The sequence below is a fragment of the Pandoraea sp. SD6-2 genome (assembly GCF_000389825.1).
Lineage (GTDB): Bacteria > Pseudomonadota > Gammaproteobacteria > Burkholderiales > Burkholderiaceae > Pandoraea > Pandoraea communis.
Genome location: NZ_KB944434.1, coordinates 50,588 through 76,617, shown reverse-complemented (window position 1 = coordinate 76,617; position 26,030 = coordinate 50,588). Strand labels below are relative to the sequence as shown.

Sequence of the window (26,030 nt, the reverse complement as noted above, 5' to 3'; positions counted from 1 at the left end):
TGCCATGCCGACGCGCAGTGCGCGGCATGAACCGCCATCTTGACGAATCAGGAGTGTGCAAATGAGCCAGTCAGTGAATCAGTTGAATGGGAAAGTCGCCGTGGTCACCGGTGCGGCCAGTGGCATCGGGAAGGAAATCGCACTCACGCTCGCGCGCGCCGGCGCGGCCGTGGCGATTGCCGATCTGAACCAGCAGGGGGCCGACGCCGTGGCCGAAGAGATCAAGGCGGCCGGCGGCCGCGCCATCGGCGTGGCGATGGACGTGACCAGCGAAGAGGCGGTGAACAGCGGCATCGACAAGGTGGCCGCCACCTTCGGTTCGGTCGACATCCTGATCTCGAACGCGGGCATCCAGATCGTCAATCCCATCGAGAGCTACGCGTTTTCCGACTGGAAGAAGATGCAGGCCATTCACGTGGACGGTGCATTCCTCACCACCAAGGCGGCGCTCAAGCACATGTACAAGGACGACCGGGGCGGCATCGTCATCTACATGGGCTCGGTGCACTCGCATGAGGCGTCGCCGCTGAAGTCGGCCTATGTGGCGGCCAAGCACGCCTTGCTGGGACTCGCCCGCGTGCTCGCCAAGGAAGGCGCGAAGCATAACGTGCGCTCGCACGTCATCTGCCCGGGCTTCGTGCGCACGCCGCTCGTCGACAAGCAGATTCCGGAGCAGGCCAAGGAACTGGGCATTTCGGAAGACGAGGTCGTCAAGAAGGTCATGCTCGGCGGCACGGTCGACGGCGTGTTCACCACGGTCGACGACGTTGCGCAAACCGCGCTTTTCCTCGCCACCTTCCCGACAGCCGCGTTCACGGGCCAGTCGTTCGTGGTGAGCCACGGCTGGTTCATGCAGTAAGCCGCAGGTTTCACCCGCGCCGGCCGTCTCGTGCCGGCGCTGCCCCCAAGTCAGCAGCAAGTCTCAGGAGAACGGTCATGACGGCCAATCCGCCGACAGTCCCCAAACGCGCCATCGATCTGCCGCCTTACGAGACGGTTGCACTCGTCTTGCAGGGCGGCGGGGCACTCGGGGCTTATCAGGCGGGCGTGTATGCCGGATTGTTCGAAGCCGGCATTGCACCCAACTGGGTCGCGGGTATTTCCATCGGCGCACTCAATACTGCCGTCATTGCGGGCAATGCGCCGGAGCGTCGCGTGGCGCAGCTCGAGGCGTTCTGGCGCGCGATCTGCGAGCCCGCCGTATTCCCGCCACTACCGGCACCGCTCGAAGCGGCCATCCTCAATGGCCCCGAGTCGGGGCGCATTGCCTACAGTGCATGGCAGGCGTGGCGCGCCATGGTCGAAGGTCAGAAGGGCTTTTTCACGCCGCGTTGGCCACAACCGCTGCCCACCGCCATGGGCGATCCGGCGCATGCGAGCTACTACGACACGTCGGCGTTGCGCAGTACGCTGGAGCGCTTCGTCGACTTCGACCGTATCAATTCGCGCGAGATTCGGGTGTCCGTGGGCGCCGTCAACGTGCACACGGGCAACTTCGTCTATTTCGACAACACACGCGAAGTGCTGCGTGTGGAGCACTTCATGGCGTCCGGTGCGTTGCCGCCGGGGTTCCCCGCCGTGGAGATCGACGGCCAATATTTCTGGGACGGCGGCCTCGTGTCGAACACGCCGCTCTCGGAAGTGCTCGGCACGTCGCCGCGTCGCGACACGCTGGTGTTTCAGGTCGATTTATGGAGTGCACGCGGGCCGCTGCCCGACAATCTGAACGATGTCGCCGACCGGCAGAAAGACATCCAGTTCTCGAGCCGCACGCGTCTCGTGACCGACAATCTCCAACGTGCGCAGCACTATCGTCGCGTGTTGCGCGAAGTCCTGGAACGAGTGCCTGCGGAGGTGCGTGCGCGCGATCCGTGGTGCCACGCGGCGGAAGAAATCGCTTGCAGCAAACGCTATAACGTCATCCAACTGATCTATCGCAACAAGGAATACGAGGGGCACTACAAGGACTATCAGTTCGGACTCTCCACCATGCTCGATCACTGGGCGAGCGGTCTCGATGACGTGCGGCGTACGCTTGTGCATCCCGAGTGGCTGGCGATGCCCAACGGCGCCTCGGGCTTCATTACGCACGACATTCATCGTCACGAAGTCGTCTGACGCCGCCCGCGTTCTCATCCACCTCGTACGATCCCCGCGCCCGCACCATGCTGAACACGTCTGCCAAGGCATTGCCGTCGTCTACTGTGCGAGCGCTGCCTCCAGCCGCGACTTGAGCGGTTGCAGATCGAGCAGCATGGCCGTGCGCTGGGCGCCGTCTGCCGCAGGCAACTCGACGGCTTCGCGCATGTCGTTGCGCATTTCGTGCGTGGCCCGGCCGAGCAGCATGGCGGGCATCGGCAGCTTGTCGGCTTCGTCCAGTGTGACGATGTTCTCGATGGCGTCGACGAGCAGCCCGAATTTGTCCCTGCCGTGTTCGATGACGAGAATCTTGCGCGCTTGGGCATCGTCTTGCGGCGGCATGCCGTACAGCGCCCGCAGATCGACGATGGTGACCAACTCGCGTCGCAGATTGAGCATGCCGCGCACGAACGGCGGCGCGCCTGGGGCGGGCATCACGTCCGGCGAGTCGTGGATGATCTCGCGCAATTGGTCCAGCCGCACCGCCAGCATGTGCTGCAATCGGAACGATACGTAAGCGTGGCGCGTGCCGCGCGACGATTTCGCGCCGGTGCCGCTCCAGGCCGAATCGCCCGCTTTGGCGCGCGGCGCGTTGTCTGTCTCCCGATACAGTTCGCGGTGCCCGTGAGTAAGTTCGAGCACCTGTGAGTGCGTGAAGAGCTGGTCGGCGTTGAGCAGCATGATATCGTCTGCATCTGCCTGTTCGTGCACGATGCAGCCCGAGAAAAGCTGCGCGTGCGAGGCGCTGAAAGACGGCATGGCGAGCAATTCGTCGGCGAAGGACGTCACGATGCTGTCTACGGCATCCACCAGCAGACCGAAGTGCACATGTTCCTGTTTGACGATGAGAATCCGGCGCGGGTCCGATGCCGTGCCCGCGATGCCGGCCTCCGGGCGGCTCGCATGCAGCCCGAGGAACTGAGCGAAGTCGATGACCGGTACGACCGTGCCGCGCAGATTGAGCATGCCAACGCAAAACACACCGGCGAGCGCCGACTTCTGCAATTCGGGAATGCGGATGATTTCGCGAATCGCGCCCATCGGCAACGCGAGGCGTGAGTGTTCGACCGTGAACGACACGCACTGCAATCGCTGGCGTTGCTGGCGGCGCTGCGGCGCGGCGAGCGTCTGACGCGCAAGCAACTGCGGCATGTTCTCGATATGGACGAGCGCACCCGGCGCGAGGATCTGGAGAATGCGCTCGCCGCCGTCGAGTTTGATTGCCCCCGAGATCACCTGCGGCGCGGTGTGAGACGGGGCGTACTCGAACCCGGTGCGTTGCGAGGCGCGCACGCGAAGGATCTCGCTCGTCGCGTCGAACAGCAGCCCTACGCGCACGCCGTCGACGTCGACAACGGCAATCTTCCCGTTCACGGGCAAGTTTCCGGTCGATGCCTCCGGCGCGATGGCGAGCAACGGCTTCAGATCGACGATGGGAATGAGGGTGCCGCGCAAGTTGAAGAGGCCGAGTAAAAACGGCGGCGAGAGCGGTACGGGTGTCACGCGCTCTGGGTAGTTCACCACTTCCTGCAATGGGGCGATGGGCAGCGCGAACTCGACGTCGCCCAGATGAAACGAGCCGAAGACTTCGATGTCGTCCGGGTTAGCGTGACGAGGCGCGGACGGTGCGCCGTAATCCGCACTACGGTTGCCTCCGCCGTCGACACCGTGCCCGAAGCCTGCATATCCCCGATAGGGCGACGCCGTGGGCGGCAGCACGGTCGTGCCCGCGATGGCGTCGTGACGCAGCAAAGGAAATTCCGGCGTGCGTGCATTCATGATTCCCGTCCCACGAGTCGAAGCGAGGGGCGACGCGGCACCGCAGCGCCCCCGTTGGCGCCGATCGTGCGCACATAGAACGTGTGATGCGCACAGTCGATGGTGAGTTGCCGTCCGATCTCGCCGCCAACCTCGACATGCACGATCGGAATACCGGTCTCGGCAATCAACGCCTGCGCCATGTTGGCGTTGGCGACGCCGATCAGCCCGTGCCGGGCGGCCGGCTGGTGCGGCATCATGTTGCCGCCGCCCGCGATCACGGCTTCGATCTCGCAGCGGCGTGCGCCGTCGGCCTTCATCAACGCAAGCAGCGAAGGCACCGCTTGCGTGACGTACTTCGCACCGATGACGAGTGTTGGATTCGGCGCTTCCGGTAACAGGCAGTGGGCAAGTCCATATAGCCCGCGCGCGCGCCACATCAGACCGATGCCCACACACGAGCCCAGGGTGGCGCGCAGCACGTCTTCGCCGCGCCCGATGCGCACCTCGCCCATCAACACTTGAATGTCATGCGACGGCCCCATTTGACGCTCCCTGATTCCGGTAAATGAGCGGTTGCTCAAACCGATAGCCGGTCGAGAGCCGCGCAAGCGACTCGGATTCACCGACAATCAGCACGCCTTCGGGGGCAAGCGTGCGGCGTACGTTCTCGAGAACACGTTCCTGATCGGCCGTTTCGAAATAGATGAGCACATTGCGCAGCATCACGAGATCGAACGCCTCACGACGCGCCATGCGCTGGTACAGGTTGTGTTCGGCAAATGTCATGTGCGAACGCAATTCCGCAACCACGGCGAAGCCGCCGGCATTCGGGCGGAAGTACCTCGCCAGCATTGGCGGGCGTTGCTGTTTCAGTCCGTCGATGCTGCGTCCGCAGTAGTTGCCGGCCATCGCCGCCGCCAGCACCTGACTCGAAATGTCTGTAGCGTGAATCTGATACTGAAAGCCGGTGTGCCGTGCGCGAAATTCCTCGCAGAGCATCGCGGCAGAGTACGGCTCCTCGCCGGAAGCGGCGGCGGCCGACCACATCCGGAAGGGGCGCCCGGGATTGGACGCGTGCCAACGCGGCAGGTAATGCGCAGAGAAATAGTCCCAGACGCGCGGCGTGCGAAAGAACGTGGTCTCGTTCGTCGTGACCAGATTCACGAAGTTGCGCACTTCATCGGGCGTGTTTTCGAGCAGCGAGAGATAGTCGCGGTAGCAGCGCAGCGAGAGCGTGCGCAGGCGAGGGCGCAGCCGTCCCTGCAACATCGTCCACTTCTTCTCGTTCATCGAGATGCCGGTGTACCGGTGAACGGCACGCAGAAGTGCCAACTGGGTACCGGGATCGGCCTCGGCTTCGATTTCCATTGCCATATGGGCCCTCTTGGCGGACGGTTGATCCGGCTCTGTGCGCTCGGCCGGTCAGAACCGGAAGATGCTGGGGGGGGCGGCTGGGGCGTAAGCCCCGAGGTCACCGCCAGATCGTGCTTACACCTTGAATCGCGATACGGTGAGGTCGAGTTCCTCCGCGCCCTGATTGAGGCCGGTCGTTGCCTGCGCGATTGTCTCGCACGCGCCGGCGGACTTTTCCGTTTCTTCCGCGACGTGCTGAATGGCGAGGCTCACTTCGCGTGCGGCGACGAGTTGCTCTTCGGCCGCGCACGAGATCTCGGAGATCGCCTGCGTGGTGCGTGACACGCCGCCCACGATCTTCTCGAACGCCTCACCCGCCTGCCGTGATACTTCGCTACCCTGGGCCACACGTTTGGTCGACTCGTTGATGAGTTTGGAAATCTCCTTCGTGGCTTGCGAGGAGCGCTCGGCAAGCTTGCGCACTTCGTCGGCCACTACCGAGAAGCCGAGTCCGTGCTCACCCGCACGAGCGGCCTCGATGGCCGCATTGAAGGCGAGCAGGTTGGTCTGCCCGGCGATCTCGCCGATCACCTTCACGATCTCGCTGATGTCTTCCGACGACTTGTTGATCAGTTCCATGGCCTCGACCGAGCGTGCGATGGCGCGTGCGCCGGTTTCGGCTTCCTGCTGAGTCGCTTTGGCGAGTTGATCGGCGCCCTTGGTGTTGTCGGCAATCGAGTTGATCGACGCCGTCAGTTCTTCGATGGACGCGTTCATCTCTTCGACCGTCGCACCGAGCGCCTGCGCACCCGTGGCCACGGTATTGGCGCGCTCGGCAATATCGCGCGACGCGCCCGAGAACTCGCCCGCCGAATTGACCACCTTGCCGATCACGCCGCGCAAATCGTCCATCATGTGGCGAATGCCGCCGGCCAACTGATCGATCGGTTCGGTGCCCGAGACGGCGATGTCTCCGGTCAGATCGCCCGCTGCCGCACGATTGACCGTGTCGAGCAACAGCGCGACCTTGCGCTGGTCGTCTTCGGCGCGACGCTTGACGCTTGCCTCCAGTTCGACCTGCTGTGTGATGTCGGTGGCGAACTTCACCACTTTGTAGGGGCGTGCGTTCGCATTGAGAATCGGGTTGTACGTCGCCTGAATCCAGATTTCACGGCCGCCGCGCCCGATGCGTTTGTAGCGTCCGGCGTCGAACTCGCCGCGATTGAGCTTTGCCCAGAAGTCGTGATACGTCTGCGAGGCGGCATACTCCGGCTCGCAAAACAGACGGTGGTGCTTGCCGCGAATTTCGTCGAGCGAGTAGCCCAGTGTCTTCAGGAAGTTGTCGTTGGCCGTGATGACGGCGCCGTCGAGATCGAACTCGATGACCGCCTGCGCGAGGTCCATCGCGCGCACCTTGCCTTCGAATTCGGCCTGACGTCCCCGGTCGGCGGTGACGTCGGTGGCGAACTTGATGACCTTATAGGGCACGCCGTTGGTGTCGAATACCGGGTTGTACGACGCGCGAATCCATACCTCGCGGCCGCCTTTGCCGATGCGCTTGTATTCGCCGGCGTCGAACTCGCCGCGACCGAGTTTGGACCAGAATTCGAGATACGCGCCAGACGCCGCGTAATCGCTCGCACAGAACATGCGGTGGTGCTGGCCCTGAATTTCATCGAGCCGGTAGCCGAGTGTCCGCAGGAAATTCTCGTTGGCATGCAGGACGCGGCCCTGCAAGTCGAATTCGATGACGGCCTGCACGCGATTGAGCGCGGCGCTGACCGCTTGTAGTTCCTGCTGCTCCATTTGGAATTCAGGCGTGGCGATTTCCATGACCTTCTCCCCTTATAGGCTAGCCCCCGGCGCGTGTCGTGCGGCCGTCACGAAAGGGATGCTGCGCGAGTTCAATCATGGGTGCGCAGTCCTCTATAGACCCGATTACGACAGCGCAAAACGCAACTTGAGATCAGTGCCTACCCGCATGTTGTTTTTGCATCGAAACGTAAAAATGCTTCGAAAGCCGCGTCAAATAAGGATTTAAAGATAGAGGAATGGCACGTGAAGTCGGCGCTGTTATTGCGTCAATACATTTCAAACACGCAAATGAAGCGCGCAATTGGTGTGTGCCTGCGCGGGAGCGGTGCAGGACATTGGCGCGATCCGTTGACGGGAACGCTCGGCACAGCAGATCGGAACTGCGGGAAAAAGACCTCCCCCCGCGTCTGAAACGAGGGGAGGCTTGACGCAAAGTCGCACGCTTCGGGGCAGTTGAAAGGGCGACACCTGTCGCCACGCAATCCCCATGCCAGACCGGTTGATCGCCGAAAACCCTTGTCGTTGTTGACTTCCTGCGACTCTGGCCGGTGCGACGTCACGGCCGCGTTCGCCGGATGTAACGTAACAAAGTGCGACACATTTCCGATTTGGCAACCTTCGCTTACACGACTTACAGACGCGTGATGGGCTTCCTGTAGGCGCAACGATATAAAGAAAGCGAACGGATTCACGTTCCACTTTCAGGAGTCAGATCATGAAGCTCGTCGTTGCTGCGCTACTTGCCGTCACGCTTGCAGGGTGTGTGGTTGTCCCGGCCCGGCCGTATTACGGCGGTTATTATGGGCATCCGTGCTGCTATCGGTATTAATGTGTGAACAGCGTTTTGGGGCGTAAAGTCGTAAAGGCGTGAAGGCCGGATAGAGAAAGTGGCGATGAAATTGCATCGTCCTAAAAGGGGGCGAGAGAGCAAGGAAGCAAGGAAGCGAAGCATTTTCAAAACGCGATAAAAAAGCCCCGCAGGTTTTACCTTGCGGGGCTTTTTTATCGGTTGCCGCGAACCTGTGTCACTGTCGGGACGGCGTTCGCGGTGAACGGACTCAATGTCGGTGATGCCAGTCGCGACGATCGTAATAGCGGCGATCCCAGTCGCGGTCGTGACGCCAATGCCCCGGCGGCGGGCCACGCCAATATTGAGGTCGCGGTGCGTAGACTACCGGCGGCGGCGCCATGACCATCGGCGCTGGAGCAGCATAGACCGGCGGCGGTGCGTAGACCGGGCCGGGCGCCACGATGGCCGGCCCCGGAATGCCGATGTTCACCGAGACGTCGGTGCGTGCGAACGCATTGCTTGAAATGAGTACCGCTGCGGTTGTCGTGATGGCCGCAGCAGCGGCCCGGTATTGACCCTTCATCCGTTCTCCTTGTTTGCCTGCCGGTGCGCATTGTCCGGACGCGCACTGACGCGCGATTCGTGGTCCCGATTTTACGGAGCACACGTACCGGCCTGTGCTACGGCGGCACTACATATGTAACAAGGCGTAAGGAATCCTGCGATGGCGTTCGCAGGCGAGGCGCGGCGGCGACTCAGCGTCGTTCGTGATCTCGCGGGGCGAGAAAACTCGCGGGACGACGTCCGCGCCGTGCCGAAGTTGTGAAGTACGACGGGCGCCGCAAGTCCTGCGTCTCGTTCGGCGAGCGCCAGTAGGGGGTGCGCGGGGTGCCGAGCAGGTCTCCCGGGCGATGTGGCGACAGCGTCGGCATCGACGCGGGCCATGCCACCTGACGCCAGCGGGCGCCAGCCGGCACGACGAGTACCAGCATGACGAAAACGAGCGTCACGACGGCGTAGACGACAACAGGCGAGAGGGCGGTCTCCATGACAAACTCCGGTCGCGAACATGTCACACCACGGGGAATGCGGCTTGGCACGCAAAGTGTGGCGTTTTCACTATAGTCCATGCGGGTCTTGCTGGCACTCGGTTGGAGACTACGCATGTTGCGGGTCTACACGACAGACGCCGTTTTCCGAATGCCCCCGCCATGCTGCGCGGCGGCCACGCTGGCGTCAACCGCGACTTCGCAGTCGGCGGCCGGGCAGTGGCAAGGCGCGCTCGACACGTTGCAGCGCTGGGTCGACGGCGTGAAGTGAGCGGCCGCATGAGGGCGCTCAGCCGGCTCGCTGCGGACTCAGGCTTCGGTGTCCTTGCCAAGGCCGTCCCAACTCATGGAGATGGGCGGCGCAATGCCGAACAGGTCGATCACCCGCGCGACCGTGTCGTCGACCATCGCATCGAGCGATTCCGGGCGGTTGTAGAACGCAGGCAGAGGCGGATAGACGATGCCGCCCATTTCGGTGACAGCGGTCATATTGCGCAGGTGCGCAAGATTGAAGGGCGTTTCGCGCACCATCAGCACAAGGCGGCGGCGCTCCTTCAGGGTGACGTCGGCGGCGCGGGCGATCAGGTTGTCCGAGAGCCCGTGCGCGACGCTCGCGAGCGTTCTCATCGAGCAGGGGGCGACGATCATGCCCGCCGTCGCGAACGAGCCGCTGGCGATGTTCGCGCCGATCTCGCGCACGCTGTGGTACTGATCGGCCAGCGCCTGCACGTCGGCACGCTCCAGCCCGAGTTCGTGACGCAGGGTCAGCCAGGCTGCGCTCGACACGATCAGATGCGTCTCGACGCCACCCATGGCGCGCAGCCGTTCAAGCAAGCGTACGCCGTAGATTGCACCGGTCGCGCCGGTCATGGCAACGATCAGACGCGCGGGCTGCGGCGCTCCCGTCGACACTGTCATCGAGACGGTGCTACGCGAGGTCGGCGAGAACCTGCTTGAGTTCGCCGCTCTGGTACATCTCCATCATGATGTCCGAGCCGCCGACGAATTCGCCGCCGATATAGAGCTGGGGAATGGTCGGCCAGTTGGCGAATTCCTTCACGCCCTGGCGGATTTCTTCGTCTTGCAGTACGTCCACCGTGAACAGATTGTCGACGCCGCAGGCCTTCAGGATCTGCACGGCGCGGCCCGAGAAGCCACACATCGGGAATTGCGCGTTGCCCTTCATGAAGAGCACGACGGGATGTTCGGTGACGATTTGCTGGATACGTTGCTGGGTGGTCATGGTGAAAAAGCCCGTGGGGATGCCGGAAATTCGGCGTATCCGGCATTTTAGCGGTTTTCGGCTTCGCCTGTCGGCACGCGCTCAGACGCGCCGGCCACCTGTGGTGCGCTCGATGCCCGCCAGATCGCGTTCGGAGAAAACGTCGGCAAAGCCCGCCGCCTGGCAAAGTTCGCGTACGTCGGCGGCTTGATGGTAACCATGCTCGCACAGCAGCCAGCTATCCGGCAGCAGGCGCGAGGGCGCCCCGGCCACGATCGTGCGCAAAGCGGCGAGGCCGTCTGCGTGATCGGTCAGGGCGTCGACCGGCTCGAAGCGCAGATCGCCTTGCGAGAGATGTTCGTCCCCCGACACGATATACGGCGGATTCGAGACGATGATGTCGAACGGTGCAGCGTTGCCGGGCAATGCCGCGTACCAGTCGCTCGCGACGAACGCAACGCGCTCGTCCAGACCGAGTCGCCGCGCGTTTTCACGGGCAACGTCGAGCGCGTCGGCTGAGCGGTCGAGCGCAGTGACCTGAGCGTCGGGCCGGCTGTGGGCAATGGCCAGCGCAATCGCACCGCTGCCGGTACCCAGATCGAGCACGCGCGGTGCCGTGCGAGCTTCCAGACGCGCAAGCGCCAGCTCCACGAGCAATTCGGTTTCCGGCCGGGGAATGAGGACGGAAGGGCTAACCGTCAGTGTCAGGCCGAAGAATTCCCGCGCACCTGTCAGATAGGCGATGGGCTCGCCCGCCACGCGACGCGCATGCAGCGCGCGATAGACGGCGAGCGTCTCGGGCGCAAGCGGCTCGCGGTCGCGGGTAATCAGTTGCGTGCGGGGCCAGCCGAGCACATGCGAGAGCAGGATGCGCGACTCCGGCAGTGGCAGCCCCGGTTCGCGCAGCAACGACGCGACGGTGCAGACCGTGGCGTCCGCGTGCGGCGCGGCGCCGGCATCGGGCGTCATCAGGCGGCCTCGCCCAGCGACGCCAGCAGTTCGGCCTGATGCTCGGTGACGAGGGCATTGATCATCTCGTCGAGATCGCCGTCCATGATGTACTCGAGCTTGTAGAGCGTAAGGTTGATGCGATGGTCCGTCATCCGCCCCTGCGGGAAGTTGTACGTGCGAATGCGCTCCGAGCGGTCGCCCGAGCCGATCAGGCTCTTGCGTGTGGCGGCTTCCTTGGCTTGCTGGGCACGCATTTGACTGTCCTTGATGCGCGCGGCCAGCACCTTGAGCGCCTTGTCTTTGTTGCGATGCTGCGAGCGGTCGTCCTGACACTCGACGACGATGCCCGTCGGCAAATGCGTGATACGCACCGCCGAGTCCGTCTTGTTGACGTGCTGCCCGCCAGCCCCCGACGCGCGGAACGTGTCGATGCGAATGTCGGCCGGGTTGATTTCGACGTCGGCGACATCGTCGGCTTCCGGCATCACCGCCACCGTGCAGGCAGACGTGTGAATGCGGCCCTGTGTTTCCGTGGCCGGCACGCGTTGTACGCGATGACCGCCCGATTCGAACTTGAGACGGGAATACGCGCCCTGGCCGATCAGCCGCACGATCACTTCCTTGTAGCCGCCCAGATCCGATTCGCTCGCCGAAACGATCTCGGCCTGCCAGCGCTGGCGTTCCGCGTAACGTGTGTACATGCGCAGCAGATCGCCGGCGAACAGCGCCGACTCGTCGCCGCCGGTGCCCGCACGGATTTCCAGATAGATGTTGCGGTCGTCGTTCGGGTCGCGCGGCAACAGCATGCGTTGCAGCGTGCCTTCCATGTCGTCCATGCGAGCGCGGGCATTCGCGGCTTCGTCTTCCGCGAACTCGCGCATCTCGGGGTCGGCCGCCATCTCTTGCGCCGCCGCGACATCGTCCTGGGCGTCGCGGTACTGGCGATATTGTTCGACGACCGGCGCCAGCTCGGCGTGTTCGCGCGTGAGCTTGCGGTAGTTGTCCAGATCGCGCGTGACATCGCTCTGGCTCAATAGCCCATCAAGCTCGACCAGACGTTGCGTCAACTGGTCGAGCTTGGCTTGCATGCTCGCTTTCATCTATTTTTCGGCGTTTCCCGAGGTGCGGAACAGTTCGGGAATGAGGTGAATGATTTGCTCGCGCGAATCGCCGCGCGCCGTGTTCAGCGCGTGGGTCGGGCCGTGCAGGAATTTCTTGGTGAGGGACTGGGACAGGGCTTCGAGCACGGCGGCGGGATCGTCGCCACGCGCGAGCATGCGCTGGGCACGCTCGAGTTCAGTCAGGCGCATGGCCTCTGCCGAGCCGTGAATGTCGCGGATGACCGGCACGACGCTGCGGGCGTCGAGCCATTGCATGAAGTTCTGGACGCGCGTCTCGATAATCGCCTCGGCCTGCGCGACCGCTGCCTGACGCAGTGCATTGCCTTCGCGCACGACCGCACCGAGATCGTCGACGGTGTACAGGAAGACGTCGGCCAGACGGCCGACTTCCGGTTCGATGTCGCGCGGCACGGCCAGATCGACCATGAACATCGGCTTGTGCTTGCGGGCCTTGATGGCGCGCTCGACCGCGCCGAGTCCGATCAGCGGCAAGGTGCTCGCCGTGCACGACACGACGATGTCGAACTCATGCAGACGCTGCGGCAACTCCGACAGACGGATGGCTGTGCCGCCCAGACGCTCGGCGAGTTTTTCGCCGCGCTCGGCAGTCCGGTTGGCGATGAACAGTGCTTTCGGGTTCTGCGCGGCGAAGTGCGTGGCGCACAGCTCGATCATCTCGCCTGCACCGATGAACAGCACCTTCTGCGTGTCGATACTCTCGAAAATGCGCTGGGCGAGCCGTACCGCTGCGGCGGCCATCGACACCGAATGCGCACCGATCTCGGTCTGGCCGCGAACTTCCTTGGCGACCGCGAACGTGCGCTGGAAAAGCTGGTTCAGATACGTGCCCAGTGCGCCAGCTTCGGCGGCTGTGCGCACGGCATCCTTCAACTGACCGAGGATCTGTGTCTCACCGAGCACCATCGAGTCGAGCCCGCTCGCCACGCGAAAGGCGTGACGCACGGCGTCGGACTGGGGAAGGGCATACAGGTGAGGGGCGAGGTCGCCCGCCGGGATATTGTGAAACTCGGCCAGCCAGTGCACCGCGCGCTCGCGCGCGGCGGTATCGTCGGTGACGCAGTAGATCTCGGTGCGATTGCACGTCGACAGAATGGCTGCCTCGGGGGCGCTCAATTTGCCACTATCGCTACCGGTCCACAGGCTTTTGAGGCCCGCCAGCGCCGGCTCGATTCGCTCGAACGGAAACGCCACCCGTTCGCGCAGCGAGACGGGCGCCGTGTGATGGTTCAGGCCGAGAGCGAGCAGTTGCATGATGTGGGGGGATCTGATAGCCCCCAATTATAGCGCGTCGACGCGATGCCCGTTTCGGTGGCGCCGCATGTCCCGCGCGGTGGAACAGCGTATGCCATCATCGCGCAGCCGTCCGATTTTGACAAATAGGCATCCCTTATATCCCATATAGCGCGGACCACCACCATCGTATTTGTTGATATATCAGGTGGCTGCCACGGCCGGCGGGGCGGTTGGTGGCGATTGTCGAAACGGCCGGTTTCGAGGCTATACTGCCATCGGGTTCCCGTCCTTGGAGACACGTCATGGGCATTATCGGCACCATCGTCGTCGGTCTGATTGTCGGCCTCATCGCACGCGCCCTGCATCCTGGGCGGGATAGCATGGGCATCATCATGACCATCATCCTCGGCATTGCCGGCGCGCTGTTTGCCCGCTATGCCGGACAGTTCCTCCACCTCTACACCGAAGGGCAGTCGGCCGGCTGGATCGCCTCCATCATCGGTGCGATCGTGCTGCTGGTGATTTACGGCACCATCAAGCGCAGCCGCGCGGCCTGACGCCACACACGAGACAGATCATGGACATTGTGGTGCTCTTGCTGGTGGGACTCGTGGCGGGTTGGCTCGCCGGGATGGTGGTCGGCGGCGGCTTCGGTCTTGTCGGCGACATGGTCGTCGGTGTGATCGGCGCGTTCGTCGGTGCGTGGCTGCTGCGGCATCTGGGCATTGCCGTGGGATACGGCACGCTCGGGCGAATTATCACCGCCACTGTCGGCGCCATCGTACTGCTCGCGTTGTTGCGCTTAGTGCGACGATAGGCCGCACAAGCGCGCCGAAAATCGGGACGCTCGATGTCGCGCCGTGGCAACGGCGGAATGTCGGACGCGCGTCGCGCGGGGGTCTTTTCGTCGTCCAAAACCTTCTAAAACCTGTCTCGAAGAAAGGTCTTTTGCGAGGTGCCAAGCCCCATGGCGTAAGGGTTGGCGGCGCAAGGGCTGATGGCGCCGTGAGTGCCGTACGCGTTTTTCCACGTTCGGCTATGCTTGTCGCCATCGCCAGACCCAAGTCGTCTTGACTACGCATGCGGCATTGCCGCCACGTTCGATCCCCGTCTTCCGTCCTCTGGCGTGGCTGCTGCACCTGACAGGGGTGCGACGGCACTCATCGCAAGTTGGTGCGCTCGATTCCCCACACTAAAAGAACACATGTCTGCGACACGCCATTCCATGCGGCCATTCATCGTGGCATCCGTCATGGCAGCGACCTCCATGGTTGCCATCGAGGCCACGATCATTTCGACGGCCATGCCGCAAATCGTCGCCCAGCTCGGCGGCCTGAATCTGTATAGCTGGGTCTTCTCCGCTTTCCTGCTCGCGCAGACCGCCATGACCGTGGTGTTCGGCAAGCTGGCCGATCTCTATGGCCGCAAGCCGGTCATCCTCGTGGGGATCGCCGTCTTCCTGGTGGCCTCGCTCGGCGGCGGGCTGGCGTGGTCCATGCCCGCGATGATCGCGTTTCGTCTGTTGCAGGGCATGGGCGCCGCGTGCATTCAGCCGGTCAGCCTGACCATCATCGCCGACTACTATCCGATCAGCGAGCGCGGCAAGGTGCAGGGCTATCTGGCGAGCGTGTGGGCTATCTCGGCCGTGCTCGGCCCGATGCTCGGCGGCATCATCATCCGCGATCTGTCGTGGGCGTGGATCTTCTGGATCAACATCCCCATCGGTCTGCTGGCGGCGGCGGGTTTCATCGCGTATCTGCACGAAGACGCCCCGCGTCAGCGCCCGAGCATCGACATACTCGGCGCCGTGTGCTTCACGATTGCCGTGGCGGCGCTTATGATCGCGCTCACCGATGCCAACGCCTTCTCGGACACGCATGTCTGGGCCGGAGTGCTCGCGTGCGCCATCGCGTCGCTGCTGTTCGTCTGGCAGGAACGCCGCGCCAAAGACCCGATGATCTCGTTCGCGCTGTGGAGCCGTCGTCCGATTGCGGCGGCCAATGCGGCGACGCTGCTCTCGGGCATGGTGCTCATGGGGTTGACAACCTTCCTGCCGATGTACGCGCAGGGCGTGCTGCGTCAGACCCCGGTCGTGGCGGGCATGGCGCTCACGATGATCATGGTGGGCTGGCCGATTGGCGCGACGCTCGCCGCCAAGACGTTCACGCGTTTCGGCCTGCGCCGCATTCTCGTGGGCGGCAGCTTGCTGATGCCGGTCGGCGGGATCGTTTTCGCGTTGCTGGGGCCGAGCAGTTCGCCGCTGCTCGCCGGGTTCGGCTCGTTACTTATGGGCTTCTCGATGGGCACGGGCAGCGTGAGTGCGCTCGTGCTGATTCAGGAACTGGTCGACCCGTCGCAGCGTGGCAGCGCCACGGCGTCGAACATCTTCTCGCGCAATCTCGGCAGCACGTTGGGCGCGACGCTCTTCGGCGCCGTGCTCAACTTCGGGCTGACGCACTCGAGCGACGTGGGCGTCGTCACGTCCGATCAGTTGCGTCACGTGCTGGAAGACCGGGGCGTGTCGACGGTGGCCGATCAGGCGATTCGCGCGGTGCTGCAACATTCGCTGCACCTCACATTCCTGTCGATCCTGGCGATTTCGATCGGTGTCGTGCTGCTGCTGCTGCTGGTACCGACCAACGCGGTGGACCGCTCGCGCGACGCCAAGCGTGAGAAGCCGGAATTCGTGCCGGGCGGTCACTGATCAAAGTATCCGTGCTCGCGACATGAAAAACGGCCGGTGGGCGTCTCCCATCGGCCGTTTTGACGTCTTCGATACTGGATCTAACGATGGCTCAACGTGACTCCTCCGGCACCAGATGCAGACGCGACTCGGTGTCCGCCTCGACTGCCGCACGCGAGTACGGCAGCTTGAAGTACTCGCCGTCGAGCCACTTCTGTGCCAGATCGCGATAGTGCGGGCTGTCCGGGTTGCCCGACTCGCCCGGCAGATTCATCGCGCGCGTGTTGTCCCAGTTGCCCACATCGACCACGATCCGGAACGACGGGCCGTTCGTTTGCCGGAAGTCGCTCACTCGATAGGTCGACTGGTTCGGCGTGAAAGGACTGCCGCCTTTGGGCAGCGGGCCGACGTTGAGTTTGGCGCGCATATCGGCGTCTACGGCGTCGGCGAGCGGGTGGGCGTTCAGATTCGTCTGGAGCTTGCCCCACTGCCATGCGCCGGGATCGCTGCCTTGCAGCTTGACCATCTCGCCCCACGCTTCGCCCAGACTCGTGAGCAACACGGCGTCACGCTTCGCGTTGGCGTTCTCGCCGAAGCGTGCGGCGGGTTGTTCGAGGGCGACGAGCATGGCGGCCGGGTCGGGCGCGCCGAAACTCTCGGCGGCGGCCTTGGGCAGCACCGCGTTCTTGTAGGCACGGCCCAGATGGCGGCTGAACCAGACTTCCTCGAGCGCGGCCTGGGCGGAGTCCGCCTGCATGTCGGCATTCCAGCCCTTGAGCAACTTGAGTGCGGCGTCAGTTTGCGGGTCGTTGCTCGAGAGCGGGGCGAGCAGCGCCATGAGACGCCGCGCCGGAATCGACACGATGTCGTTTTGCAGCCGCTCCGAGTCCTCGATCGAGACTTTGTCTTTCGCCTTGAGCACCTCGTCGATGCGAGCATGCCGTGAGCCGTTGGTCCATTCGAAGCCGAGCTTGCGCTCGGCGTACGGATAGCCGGCCGGCAGGTTCATCTCGTTGGACGTCGTGAAATAGCCGGCCGCCGGGTTATACGCCGACGGCAATTGATCGCCCCGCCAGAAGCCGGCCCATTCGTAACGACCGTCGCCCGGCACGGGCATCAGGCCGTCCCAGTTGGGACGGATCGGGGCCATGCCGCTGGGCACCCAGCCAATATTGCCGGCCGTATCCGCATAGACCTGATTGACGGTCGGCGCGCCCCACGTATTGAGCGCCGTCTGAAACTCGGCATAGGTTTTCGCGCGCATGTAGCGCATGGCGTCGAAGTAGGGCGACATGCCCGGCTCCAGCCACGCCGTGCGCACGGCGTACGCGCGATGCTTGTCTGCGTCGACGTAGATCACCGGCCCATGCTTCGTGAACTTGAGATCGGTCTGCACCGGGGTGCCGTCGCGCACCTCGATGGTCTCGCGCACGGTGCGCATCGGCACCCACTTGCCGCGATAACGATACTGATCGGGGTTGGCGGGGTTCAACGCGTAGACGTACAGATCTTCCTGATCGATGTTGAAGATCGTGAGACCGAAAGCGATGGTGCCGTTGTGGCCGATCGCCACGCCGGGAATGGCCGGCTCACCCGCGCCAATCAGATTGAGCGTGGGCGTGCTCACCTGCACGATGTAGCGCAGGCTCGGCGCAGCATAGGCGCGATGCGGGTCGTTCGCCATGATGGCGCGGCCCGTGGCCGACTTTTGCGGCGAGATCACCCAGTTGTTGCTGCCTTCGGCCGATTCGGTCGAGACGTCGTACGGGCCGTTGTCCGCGAGTTGCACGATATCGGCGTCAGCCTGTTGCAGGGAGTCCTTGGTGATCTTCACGCCTTGCGTGGCGAGATCGAAGACCTTCAGCAGATCGTCGGGCAGGCACGGATCGAGACCGTCGGGCACTTGCGTTTTCCACGTCGGTTGCAGGCCCACGCGCACACCGTCGGCGTCGAGCGAGGCGCGGCATACGACCTTGGCGCGGGCGACTTCGCTCTTCAGATTCCGTGTCAGACCGTGGCTGCGAATGCGCACGATGTCCTCAGCCGACCACTTCGCCGGCCAATAGCCGACCTTGCGGAACTCGTACGGCATTTGGTCGGGGTGCGAGGCGAGCCAGCCGATATAGGCGTTCACGCCTGCGGCGAACGCCTCGGCGGCGGGTTTCGCGTCGGGGCCATAGCGGCGCCACTCGGTGGCCATGTCGCCCCGGTAGACGAAGCGGCGTGCGGCGTCGTCCTGAGCGACGTAGGCGCGCCCGAACACTTCGGATAACTGGCCGAGTCCGCGGCGCCGCCACAGGTCGATCTGGAACAGCCGGTCGCGTGCGGCGTTGAAGCCCTGCACGAAGAAACCGTCGCGCTCGTTGGCGGCGAAGATATGCGGCACGCCGTTATGATCGATCAGGATGTCGGCCGGTTGCGACAGACCGGCGACGGTAAGTGTTTGCGATGGCGTAGCCGCCGCACCATCGGCGGCATGCAGGGACGCGCTCCACGTCGTGACGGCAAAGGCCAGCACACTGGCGGCGTGGACGGCATTGGGGCGTTGCATTGTCTTCCTCCTGTTCTTGTTGGGGGGGCTTGATGCCGTGGAGTACCACGCAATCCTAGACGCATCGCACAGACGTGCAACCTATATTCCGGGAAATGGAATAAATTCCTAATCGTCGAGCCGTGGCGAGACACTGTGCCGAGACGGCATGGCCAACCACTGCACATGCCGGTGGGTGTGCCCGTATTGCCAGGCGAACCCGCCGTCGCTTTCGTTGGTCACTTCTGGGACTACGTCAATGCCGGACACGCGTCAGACGTCTTCAACCGAACCCGCCCCCCCTGGGCAGCGCTGGCGCGCGTCGCCGCACATGCGCACGCTGGTCGTACCGCTCATGCGCTTCGGGGTCTCGGGGGTGATTTCGACGGCCGTGCACGTGATCGTGGCGGTCACGCTCATCGAAGCTTTCGGGGCGGGGCCGGTGCTGGCGAATGCCGTGGCGTTCTGCACGGCGACCCCCTGTTCCTATCTGCTCAATACCCTGTGGAGCTTCTCCGCGCGGGTGCATCGCACGAGTCTCACGCGTTTCGTGCCGGTGGCGATCTTCGGGCTGTTACTCACGACGGTCGTCGCGCGCACGGTGGAGCATCTTGGCGGTAATCACTGGGCGGGCATCGCTGCCGTCGTACTGATTGTGCCGCCGACCACATTCTTGTTGCATCGCTACTGGACGTATCGGCACGCGTGAACCATATCTGACGCGCTTGCCGTTGCCTCAACGCACGACGAAACGGTGGGCGCGCGAGGCAAGCGACTTGCCGCCACCGGCTTGTGCCCGGAGCGTCTTTCGCGCGGACGGCAGCCGAGCCCCAAAGGCATGCGACGGTGCGCGCGAGGGCAAATGGCTCACCTTGACGCTGGACTGGTAGCGACGCCGCACCAGATACAGCGGACGCCCCTTCGACTCGTAGTAGATTCGTCCGACGTACTCGCCGATGACGCCGATGCCGACAAGCTGGATGCCGCCGAGGAACAGAATGCCGACGAGCAGCGAGGCATAGCCGGGCACGTCGATGCCGCGGATGAGGGTGCGCAGCACGATATAGCTGCCGTACGTGAGCGAGACGAGGGCGAGCGACACGCCGATATACGTCCAGCAACGCAGTGGCACGGTGCTGAAGCTGGTGATGCCTTCGAGCGCGAAATTCCACAGCCGCCAGCCCGAGAACTTCGATTCGCCCGCACTGCGCGTCTCGCGCACGTACTCCACGATTTCGGTGTGGAATCCGACCCACGCGAACAATCCCTTCATGAAGCGGCGGCGTTCGGGCAGCCGTTTGAGCGCGCTCACCACACGCCGGTCGATCAGACGGAAGTCGCCGACGTTCTCGGGCAGCTTCACTTCCGAGAGACGGTTGTGTACACGGTAATAGAGGCCTGCGGCCACCCTTTTGGCGAAGCTGTCGCTCGCGCGGTTCGTGCGTTTGGCCAGCACGACTTCGGCACCGTTGCGCCAGCGCTCGATCATCACGGGGATGAGGGCGGGCGGATCTTGCAGGTCGGCATCGATGGGGATGACGGCGTCGCCCTGCGCTTCGTCGATGCCAGCGCTCAGGGCCGCTTCCTTGCCGAAGTTGCGGGTGAAGTCGATCACACGGATGCGTGCGTCGGCCCGGCGCAACGCGAGCAGAGCGTCCAGCGTGTCGTCGGTGCTGCCGTCGTTCACGCACACGATCTCGAAGCGCACACCGGTCACGCCGTTGAGCACGGGAGCCACGGCGCGGTAGAACTTGTCGAGTGCCGGCGCTTCGTTGTGACAAGGCACGACGAGCGAGACGAGCGGCGGGCGCTGCGCAGACGGCCAATGGCGGGTATCGACGGCGCGGGGCATGGTGATTACCTCGTGAGCGCGGGCGCGGTGACGGGCGAGCGGCGACGGGGGATGACGCTGCCGGGGGTGTCCGGGGTATCCGGCACATCGGATACGTCGGGGACATGCGCGAGGCGGCGACGGCGGCGCCACAACAGCACGAGCGTTGCCAGCGTGATGAACGGCATGAACTGGAAGCCGATGTATTGCACGACGAGCAGGCCGTATATCGGCGTGAGCCATAACACGACCAGCCATTCGCGCTCGCCGCGCAGCCACCCGCGCGCGATGCCGTCGCGCACATACCAGGCGATGACGAGCGAGAGAATCGTGAGGTCGTAGTCGTAGAGATAGGGGCTCACGAGCGTGGTCGAGCAAACCAGCATGGCCGCGCGCAACGCAAATGGGCTCGGACGCCGCCAGAAGTCGATCATGGCCGCCACGGCGCAAAGTGCCACCGCGGCGTGAATGACGGCTGCAACCAGGGGCGGTGCACCCAGCATGCGCGCCGTGACGAAGAATGTCGGCACGCGGATGATCTGTGCGGTGCCGTCGACGATGCTTTGCTGCGCGAATACCGTTGCGTGCAGGAACGTCGGATAGGCATCGGGGCCGAAGACCGCAGCGGCAAGCGCCGTTGTCGCGATGACCGTCACAACGCAGGCGGCCAGCGCGCGCCATTGGCGGGCGCAGAGAAAGGCCAGCGGGAAGAGCAGGGCGATGTGCGGTTTGACGAAGAGCAGCCCGGTGAGAATGCCCGCCCACACCGGCCGTTTGCGTAGCATGACGAGCGCGAAGCCCGCGAGCGCGGTGACGTAGAGCGAGATCTGTCCTGCCAGGATCACCAGCAGTACGCCGGGAAAGCCGACGGTGGCCAGGCGCGCATCGCGCCACGGGGCGGTGCGTCGCAGGGCTGCGTAATACAGACCGAAGCCGACGCAGGCATACACCGTGTAGGCGTAGGTGAATGGGAGCAGCGCGATCGGCGCGAGCAGAAGCATGACGAAGGGCGGATAAAGCCAGGGCATGACGCCGCCCAACTTCTCGGCCCACGGTTGCTCGGCAATCTGCGCGCGGGTCATCAGTTCGATGTTGTAGGCGTCGAGCGGATGCCCGTGCAACACGAAATGCGAAGCCCCCCAGAACGGCAGGAAGTCGAGGCCGACCGGGCCGACCTTCGGTGTCGGCAGGAACGAGTGCTGATACCACCAGGCGAAGCTCACGGCGATGGCGAAGAGCAGACCGGCGCCGCTGTAGAGCCGAATGCGTGCGCGGTCGTCGGACCAGTGCCGGCGCTCGCGTGGCGCCGCTTCAACGACGGTCGACGGCTTCGATGTCATGCATGAACCTCCCCTTGGCTGCATGAAAACGGCGATGTTCGACTACGGCGACTGCATGGGGTGACGCGAGTAGCTTCTTGTTTTGTCTTATGCGCGATTGTCGCGGGTCGTGCACGGCGATCTCAAGCAGGGCATTCCCTGTATGGCGCGCCGTGCTGCCTTATGCACAGGGCGCGCAAGGGCGATTGCTTCGAACCGCGAGGCATTCTCCGGCGCCGCGCGCACGATTCCATAGTAGACGAGACGGTCTCCGAAAGGATCGAGACAAGTCGCTTCGGTGCTCGTCTGCCCCAATTCCCCTGGCGGATGTGGCAAACCGGCGTTTGAAGGGGAAATTCCAGTCAAGGGATCGGGCGATGGACCGCAGTCCGTCGCGCGCCACTGCTTCAGTGAAGACGCAGCAGACCGATGAGTTGCCACCAGAGCGCGGTCAGCGGGACGACCGTCACCAGCGCGATGAGCGCGCTCGCCACACAGTAGCGGGTGGCGTCGCGAATGCCGATGCCGGCCAGCGCCATGGCCAACACGAGCGGTGGCGCCTGATAAGGCAGTGCGATGGTAGAGATGCCGACGGCCTGCGTCAGCAAGACCGCCTTCACGCCGAGCGGCGCGCCGAGTGCGAGTGCAGGCACCAGGGGGGTGTAGAGCGCGGGAGCGGCGTTCGAGGTAACGAGGAACGTCAGCGCCACCGATAGCGCGACGAGCACCAGATAGGCCGACGCGCCCGACATCTGCGCCAGATCGAGCCGGGACAGCACCGGGCGCAGCGCATTGGCGAGTCCGGCGTGATCGACGGCGGCCGTCAACCCGATGATGGCGGCGACGAACCACAGTGGGGCGAGCTTCACCTGTTTCAGAAACGCATCGGGGTTCACCAGTCGCAACGGTCCGAGGCACAGCAGCGCCACGCCGAGTCCGACCCACCCGGCGGCGATGTGATGCCACGGCTCCGTCAGCCAAAGGCCGAGCATCAGCGCCAGCGCGGCGAGCAGGCGCCACTCGGCGGGGCGCATCGCCGTGCAGGCGTTATTCACGTTATCGACGTTATCGAGCATCGTGGCTTCGGCGAGGGGCGTCAGCCGGTCGGGAAAGAGCCGCATCGCCACGGCCACCAGCACCACACCGCGCACGAGGGCGAGCACGGGCACCAGCGCAATCGCGTACTCGCCATATCCGAGTCGCAGACCGAGCACGGTCTCGGCGGTGCCGGCCATCACGAGGTTGGGCAGGTTGGCGGGAAGAATGGCCGTCGACAATTCGCAACTGGCCAGCGCGGTCGCCAGCAGAAGTCCGGTGCGGCCAGGGCGGCCGCGCGTCAGTCCGATGCGTTCACAGAAACTCAGCACGATAGGCGTGAGGATGGCGATGCGGCCAAGCGTCGACGGCATCACGATGCCGAGGACGAAAGCGATGGTGACGAAACCCGCGAGCGCGATGCCGTAGGCATGACCGCAATGATCGGCGAGCCGCGAAGCGACGCGCTCACCGAGCCCTGTGACACCGAGTGCCATGCCGATGACGGCGCCGCTGAAAACCAGCCAGAACGCGCTCGATGTAAAGCCCGAGAACACCACGCTCGCGCCAAGCGACGTACAGGTGGCGAGCAGGAACATCAATGCGAGCGATACGAGGAAATCCGGTAACCAGCCGGTCGCCCAGTAGCCGAGGCAGAACAGAACGATCACCGCCACGGCAAGCGTGTCGCCACGCAATCCAGCGGCGTATAAGCCGAGACCGGCGGCAGCGCTGATCCCGGCGAGCAGGGCGTGACGCCAAAGGTGGCGCGGCGCGAAGGTGTCGGCAGCAGTTGCCGTTGCGACGGGCGCGCGAGCGGACGAGGAGGGGTTGACCGTAGGCATGGACGTCACCAGTCGTTAAATAATATATAATTATCAAAGATTATATATAGTTAACTGGGGAGACAGTCAATGCGCCAGGAATCGGGCACGGGCACGGCGGTGGAGCGCACATATGAAACGCTGCGCGAGCAGATCGGCCGTGGCGAGTTGAAGCCGGGTGAGGCCTTGCGTCAAGACCATCTGGCGGCGGCGCTGGGCGTGAGTCACGTGCCGGTGCGCGAGGCGTTGACGATGCTGGCGGCGGATGGGCTGGCGGTGAGCCGGGTCAATCGTGGCACGGTGGTGGCGGCGCTCACGGTGGAGGATGCGCTGGAACTGGCGGATTTTCGCGCGCTGCTGGAGGGGCGGATGATGGCGCTGGCGATGCCGAATCTGTCGCGCGCGGATCTCGCACGGGCGCGGGCGGCACTCGACGCGTTGGAGGCGGCGACCGACCTTGCGGACATGGTGACCCGCAACGCGGCGTTTCACGCCATGCTGTACGCGAAGGCGGAGCGTCCATACTTCCAGCGCGCCGTGGCGACGGCACGGCTCAACCTCGGACGCTATCTGTTCCTCACATGGCAGAAGGTGGGCAACGCGCAGCGCTCGCACGAGGAGCATCGTGAGTTGCTGCGCTTGTGCGAGGCGGGCGACGACGCCGGCGCCGTGGCGCTGGTACAAGCCCACAATCGCGCGACGGGCGAACAGATCGCCACGATCATTCGAGAAGGATGGGCGGCCCTGAATCGTGGATCGTGAGGAACCCGCCATGGCGGCGGGATGTGTGGCGGGTTCCTCGCCCGATTCGATCTGCCGTTGGCTTTAGCCAACAAACGCTTCCCCACCGGGGCGCGTGCGGATACCGGTGGCAAGACGCGTCCATGGGAGATCGGCCGGGTCGGCTGTCATCGGTCCGGGCGCCTTGGCGACGAGTACCGCTTCGGCAATCGGTTCGAAGTCGGCCCGAAAATGCACCGAACTCTTGTTCACCAGGATTTTCATCTCTTCCGGCTGGATACCTGCCACGCGGTAGAGATTTCGATCGAGCATTTGCGCTTTGCCGGAACTCACTGCGATTAGCACATCGTCGATGCGCAGGCAGGCAACAGGGCCGAGGTCGGCCTGCATCCCGTTCATCATCGGTCCGTCATACCGGCAACGACCGTCAGAGAGAAACACGACTTCGAAGCGCCCGGCGAATGCGAGATCGCCGGACACGCCCGACTGTCCGCCAAGCGCTACGTCGATCTGAGCGCCAAGGCCTGCCTGATGTGCCGCTGCCGCAACTTCCGGATCGCAAATCAGTCCGATTGCCGCCCGTTTGGCACCGTGACGCACGAGCGCACGAAGCATCCCCATCGTGTTGGCATCGCCTCCCGCGCCGGGATTGTCCTGGGTGTCGGCGATGACTACCGGACGGGGCGCGCCTTCGGACAACCGTATCGCTTCACTCACGGCATCGTCTGGCGACAGGAATGGGACTCGCCACTCCAGCTCGTTGTCGATCATGCTGGCATACAGTGTCTCGACCGCAGCATTCGCGGCGTCAGCCGTGCTGCCGTAAGCCCATACGACCGGCCCGCACTCAGGAAAATCTGCTGCGGGAAATCCCGGCGCGAACGATGCGGACAGCACTTCCCCGCATTCGACCTCCGCCACGCGTTCATACATCCCGCGTGCCGGCTCCAGCATCGTGCACATGCCATTGATCGGAATCAGAAACGGCAACCGCCGCGATGAGCGATGCAGTGTTTCTCCCTTCATCAAGCGCTCGAGCAGTTCGGCCGAGCGTGCACCGGTTTGCGCCATGTCGACGTGAGGATACGTCCGGTAAGCGACGAGCGCGTCAGCCGCGCTCAGCATCCGCTCCGTGACGTTCGCATGCAGGTCCAGCGACGCGACGATCGGCACATGCGCCCCCACCACTTCACGCACTCGGGCAAGCACTTCGCCTTCGCCATCGTCGACATGTTCGGCGACCATCGCCCCGTGCAGATCGAGATACACCGCATCGAAGGTCTGCGTGCGGGCGGCTTCGACGATTTCGCCGCTAATCCGCTCGAAGGCGTCGCGCGTCACATGGGCCGACGGGCTTGCGCCTGCCCAGATGACCGGTATCAGCGTGTGGCCGGCGGCTTCCGCTGCGCGGATAAAGCCACCGGCGGGAATGTTGACGTCACGCAGCGCGAGCACGTCGGCGCCACGCGCCATCATGGGAAAACCCTCGCCGCGCTCGAAGTTCTCGTAAGTCGCTTTCGAAGGCGCAAAGGTATTGGTTTCATGCTGAAACCCCGCGATCAGGATCGTGCGATAGGAACGGGACAAGATGAGACCTCTTCTTTGAAGATTG

The 26,030-nt window shown here is 64.1% G+C and carries 24 protein-coding genes; 8 read left to right on the top strand and 16 right to left on the bottom strand.

What is annotated here, in order from left to right; genetic code table 11:
* Positions 1 to 61 precede the first annotated feature (61 nt).
* A complete protein-coding gene (locus C266_RS09120) occupies positions 62 to 859 on the top strand; it encodes a 3-hydroxybutyrate dehydrogenase (RefSeq protein ID WP_036662277.1) in 798 nt (265 codons plus the stop codon).
* Positions 860 to 936: 77 nt separating this feature from the next.
* The gene (locus tag C266_RS09115) at positions 937 to 2,118 is read left to right on the top strand and encodes a patatin-like phospholipase family protein (protein WP_010808701.1); all 1,182 of its coding nucleotides are present in this window, start codon (positions 937 to 939) and stop codon (positions 2,116 to 2,118) included.
* Between the two features lie 81 nt (positions 2,119 to 2,199).
* Here C266_RS09115 and C266_RS09110 read toward each other — a convergent pair whose 3' ends face one another.
* The 6 genes from C266_RS09110 to C266_RS09085 form a co-directional block, all read right to left on the bottom strand.
* Positions 2,200 to 3,918 carry a chemotaxis protein CheW gene (locus C266_RS09110; protein ID WP_010808700.1) on the bottom strand — a complete coding sequence of 573 codons (1,719 nt, stop codon included), beginning with the start codon at positions 3,916 to 3,918 and terminating at the stop codon, positions 2,200 to 2,202.
* Positions 3,915 to 4,442 carry a chemotaxis protein CheD gene (locus C266_RS09105; RefSeq protein WP_010808699.1) on the bottom strand — a complete coding sequence of 176 codons (528 nt, stop codon included), beginning with the start codon at positions 4,440 to 4,442 and terminating at the stop codon, positions 3,915 to 3,917. The genes C266_RS09110 and C266_RS09105 overlap by 4 nt, the downstream gene beginning before the upstream one ends.
* The gene (locus tag C266_RS09100) at positions 4,426 to 5,274 is read right to left on the bottom strand and encodes a protein-glutamate O-methyltransferase CheR (protein ID WP_010808698.1); all 849 of its coding nucleotides are present in this window, start codon (positions 5,272 to 5,274) and stop codon (positions 4,426 to 4,428) included. The genes C266_RS09105 and C266_RS09100 overlap by 17 nt, the downstream gene beginning before the upstream one ends.
* 114 nt (positions 5,275 to 5,388) lie before the next feature.
* Positions 5,389 to 7,086 (bottom strand): methyl-accepting chemotaxis protein, encoded by a 1,698-nt coding sequence (locus C266_RS09095; RefSeq protein WP_010808697.1) that lies wholly within the window; start codon positions 7,084 to 7,086, stop codon positions 5,389 to 5,391.
* A gap of 1,040 nt (positions 7,087 to 8,126) precedes the next feature.
* On the bottom strand, positions 8,127 to 8,441 hold the full coding sequence (locus C266_RS09090; protein WP_010808696.1) for a hypothetical protein: 315 nt from the start codon (positions 8,439 to 8,441) through the stop codon (positions 8,127 to 8,129).
* 172 nt (positions 8,442 to 8,613) lie between these two features.
* Complete coding sequence (locus tag C266_RS09085) at positions 8,614 to 8,907, bottom strand: hypothetical protein (RefSeq protein ID WP_010808695.1); 294 nt, start codon at positions 8,905 to 8,907, stop codon at positions 8,614 to 8,616.
* Between the two features lie 115 nt (positions 8,908 to 9,022).
* Between C266_RS09085 and C266_RS27680 the strand changes: the two genes are divergently transcribed.
* Positions 9,023 to 9,178 (top strand): hypothetical protein, encoded by a 156-nt coding sequence (locus C266_RS27680; RefSeq protein WP_168162884.1) that lies wholly within the window; start codon positions 9,023 to 9,025, stop codon positions 9,176 to 9,178.
* A gap of 38 nt (positions 9,179 to 9,216) precedes the next feature.
* Here the strand turns inward: C266_RS27680 and C266_RS09080 are convergent, their stop codons facing one another.
* The 5 genes from C266_RS09080 to hemA form a co-directional block, all read right to left on the bottom strand.
* Entirely contained in the window at positions 9,217 to 9,825 is a 609-nt protein-coding gene (locus C266_RS09080; protein ID WP_010808694.1) for a UbiX family flavin prenyltransferase, read from the bottom strand.
* Positions 9,826 to 9,835: 10 nt separating this feature from the next.
* Complete coding sequence (gene grxD, locus C266_RS09075; RefSeq protein WP_010808693.1) at positions 9,836 to 10,150, bottom strand: Grx4 family monothiol glutaredoxin; 315 nt, start codon at positions 10,148 to 10,150, stop codon at positions 9,836 to 9,838.
* 81 nt (positions 10,151 to 10,231) lie between these two features.
* A complete protein-coding gene (gene prmC / locus C266_RS09070) occupies positions 10,232 to 11,098 on the bottom strand; it encodes a peptide chain release factor N(5)-glutamine methyltransferase (protein WP_010808692.1) in 867 nt (288 codons plus the stop codon).
* The gene (gene prfA, locus C266_RS09065) at positions 11,098 to 12,180 is read right to left on the bottom strand and encodes a peptide chain release factor 1 (RefSeq protein WP_010808691.1); all 1,083 of its coding nucleotides are present in this window, start codon (positions 12,178 to 12,180) and stop codon (positions 11,098 to 11,100) included. The genes prmC and prfA overlap by 1 nt, the downstream gene beginning before the upstream one ends.
* Entirely contained in the window at positions 12,181 to 13,473 is a 1,293-nt protein-coding gene (hemA, locus tag C266_RS09060) for a glutamyl-tRNA reductase (protein ID WP_010808690.1), read from the bottom strand. It abuts the gene before it with no gap.
* Between the two features lie 284 nt (positions 13,474 to 13,757).
* Between hemA and C266_RS09055 the strand changes: the two genes are divergently transcribed.
* From C266_RS09055 to C266_RS09045, 3 genes are all read left to right on the top strand, one after another.
* Positions 13,758 to 14,012, top strand: coding sequence for a GlsB/YeaQ/YmgE family stress response membrane protein (locus C266_RS09055; RefSeq protein WP_010808689.1), 255 nt, complete (start codon positions 13,758 to 13,760; stop codon positions 14,010 to 14,012).
* A 20-nt stretch (positions 14,013 to 14,032) separates the two neighbouring features.
* Complete coding sequence (locus tag C266_RS09050; protein ID WP_010808688.1) at positions 14,033 to 14,272, top strand: GlsB/YeaQ/YmgE family stress response membrane protein; 240 nt, start codon at positions 14,033 to 14,035, stop codon at positions 14,270 to 14,272.
* A gap of 387 nt (positions 14,273 to 14,659) precedes the next feature.
* Positions 14,660 to 16,159 carry an MDR family MFS transporter gene (locus tag C266_RS09045; protein ID WP_036662271.1) on the top strand — a complete coding sequence of 500 codons (1,500 nt, stop codon included), beginning with the start codon at positions 14,660 to 14,662 and terminating at the stop codon, positions 16,157 to 16,159.
* A 91-nt stretch (positions 16,160 to 16,250) separates the two neighbouring features.
* On the opposite strand, the gene C266_RS09040 is transcribed toward C266_RS09045, so the two are convergent.
* The gene (locus C266_RS09040; RefSeq protein WP_010808686.1) at positions 16,251 to 18,689 is read right to left on the bottom strand and encodes a penicillin acylase family protein; all 2,439 of its coding nucleotides are present in this window, start codon (positions 18,687 to 18,689) and stop codon (positions 16,251 to 16,253) included.
* Positions 18,690 to 18,927: 238 nt separating this feature from the next.
* Here C266_RS09040 and C266_RS09035 point away from each other — a divergent pair, with 238 nt between their 5' ends.
* Positions 18,928 to 19,377 (top strand): GtrA family protein, encoded by a 450-nt coding sequence (locus C266_RS09035; RefSeq protein ID WP_010808685.1) that lies wholly within the window; start codon positions 18,928 to 18,930, stop codon positions 19,375 to 19,377.
* 27 nt (positions 19,378 to 19,404) lie between these two features.
* Here C266_RS09035 and C266_RS09030 read toward each other — a convergent pair whose 3' ends face one another.
* The 3 genes from C266_RS09030 to C266_RS09020 all read right to left on the bottom strand — a co-directional run bounded on the left by C266_RS09030 (position 19,405) and on the right by C266_RS09020 (position 23,698).
* The gene (locus C266_RS09030; RefSeq protein WP_010808684.1) at positions 19,405 to 20,520 is read right to left on the bottom strand and encodes a glycosyltransferase family 2 protein; all 1,116 of its coding nucleotides are present in this window, start codon (positions 20,518 to 20,520) and stop codon (positions 19,405 to 19,407) included.
* A gap of 5 nt (positions 20,521 to 20,525) precedes the next feature.
* Positions 20,526 to 21,839 (bottom strand): glycosyltransferase family 87 protein, encoded by a 1,314-nt coding sequence (locus C266_RS09025; RefSeq protein WP_010808683.1) that lies wholly within the window; start codon positions 21,837 to 21,839, stop codon positions 20,526 to 20,528.
* 386 nt (positions 21,840 to 22,225) lie between these two features.
* On the bottom strand, positions 22,226 to 23,698 hold the full coding sequence (locus C266_RS09020; RefSeq protein ID WP_010808682.1) for an SLC13 family permease: 1,473 nt from the start codon (positions 23,696 to 23,698) through the stop codon (positions 22,226 to 22,228).
* 69 nt (positions 23,699 to 23,767) lie between these two features.
* Here C266_RS09020 and C266_RS09015 point away from each other — a divergent pair, with 69 nt between their 5' ends.
* On the top strand, positions 23,768 to 24,439 hold the full coding sequence (locus C266_RS09015; protein WP_010808681.1) for a GntR family transcriptional regulator: 672 nt from the start codon (positions 23,768 to 23,770) through the stop codon (positions 24,437 to 24,439).
* A gap of 63 nt (positions 24,440 to 24,502) precedes the next feature.
* On the opposite strand, the gene C266_RS09010 is transcribed toward C266_RS09015, so the two are convergent.
* Entirely contained in the window at positions 24,503 to 26,005 is a 1,503-nt protein-coding gene (locus C266_RS09010) for a M81 family metallopeptidase (protein ID WP_010808680.1), read from the bottom strand.
* Positions 26,006 to 26,030: the final 25 nt, after the last annotated feature.

Coding starts and splice junctions, on each gene's coding strand:
- C266_RS09090 (WP_010808696.1), bottom strand. CDS start 8,441: ATGAAGGGTCAATACCGGGCCGCTGCTGCGGCCATCACGACAACCGCA.
- prfA (WP_010808691.1), bottom strand. CDS start 12,180: ATGAAAGCGAGCATGCAAGCCAAGCTCGACCAGTTGACGCAACGTCTG.
- C266_RS09080 (WP_010808694.1), bottom strand. CDS start 9,825: ATGACAGTGTCGACGGGAGCGCCGCAGCCCGCGCGTCTGATCGTTGCC.
- C266_RS27680 (WP_168162884.1), top strand. CDS start 9,023: ATGTTGCGGGTCTACACGACAGACGCCGTTTTCCGAATGCCCCCGCCA.
- grxD (WP_010808693.1), bottom strand. CDS start 10,150: ATGACCACCCAGCAACGTATCCAGCAAATCGTCACCGAACATCCCGTC.
- C266_RS09100 (WP_010808698.1), bottom strand. CDS start 5,274: ATGGCAATGGAAATCGAAGCCGAGGCCGATCCCGGTACCCAGTTGGCA.
- C266_RS09110 (WP_010808700.1), bottom strand. CDS start 3,918: ATGAATGCACGCACGCCGGAATTTCCTTTGCTGCGTCACGACGCCATC.
- C266_RS09120 (WP_036662277.1), top strand. CDS start 62: ATGAGCCAGTCAGTGAATCAGTTGAATGGGAAAGTCGCCGTGGTCACC.
- prmC (WP_010808692.1), bottom strand. CDS start 11,098: ATGACGCCCGATGCCGGCGCCGCGCCGCACGCGGACGCCACGGTCTGC.
- C266_RS09040 (WP_010808686.1), bottom strand. CDS start 18,689: ATGCAACGCCCCAATGCCGTCCACGCCGCCAGTGTGCTGGCCTTTGCC.
- C266_RS09095 (WP_010808697.1), bottom strand. CDS start 7,086: ATGGAAATCGCCACGCCTGAATTCCAAATGGAGCAGCAGGAACTACAA.
- C266_RS09085 (WP_010808695.1), bottom strand. CDS start 8,907: ATGGAGACCGCCCTCTCGCCTGTTGTCGTCTACGCCGTCGTGACGCTC.
- C266_RS09045 (WP_036662271.1), top strand. CDS start 14,660: ATGTCTGCGACACGCCATTCCATGCGGCCATTCATCGTGGCATCCGTC.
- C266_RS09055 (WP_010808689.1), top strand. CDS start 13,758: ATGGGCATTATCGGCACCATCGTCGTCGGTCTGATTGTCGGCCTCATC.
- C266_RS09030 (WP_010808684.1), bottom strand. CDS start 20,520: ATGCCCCGCGCCGTCGATACCCGCCATTGGCCGTCTGCGCAGCGCCCG.
- C266_RS09050 (WP_010808688.1), top strand. CDS start 14,033: ATGGACATTGTGGTGCTCTTGCTGGTGGGACTCGTGGCGGGTTGGCTC.
- C266_RS09115 (WP_010808701.1), top strand. CDS start 937: ATGACGGCCAATCCGCCGACAGTCCCCAAACGCGCCATCGATCTGCCG.
- C266_RS09025 (WP_010808683.1), bottom strand. CDS start 21,839: ATGACATCGAAGCCGTCGACCGTCGTTGAAGCGGCGCCACGCGAGCGC.
- C266_RS09105 (WP_010808699.1), bottom strand. CDS start 4,442: ATGGGGCCGTCGCATGACATTCAAGTGTTGATGGGCGAGGTGCGCATC.
- C266_RS09035 (WP_010808685.1), top strand. CDS start 18,928: ATGCCGGACACGCGTCAGACGTCTTCAACCGAACCCGCCCCCCCTGGG.
- C266_RS09015 (WP_010808681.1), top strand. CDS start 23,768: ATGCGCCAGGAATCGGGCACGGGCACGGCGGTGGAGCGCACATATGAA.
- C266_RS09020 (WP_010808682.1), bottom strand. CDS start 23,698: ATGCCTACGGTCAACCCCTCCTCGTCCGCTCGCGCGCCCGTCGCAACG.
- hemA (WP_010808690.1), bottom strand. CDS start 13,473: ATGCAACTGCTCGCTCTCGGCCTGAACCATCACACGGCGCCCGTCTCG.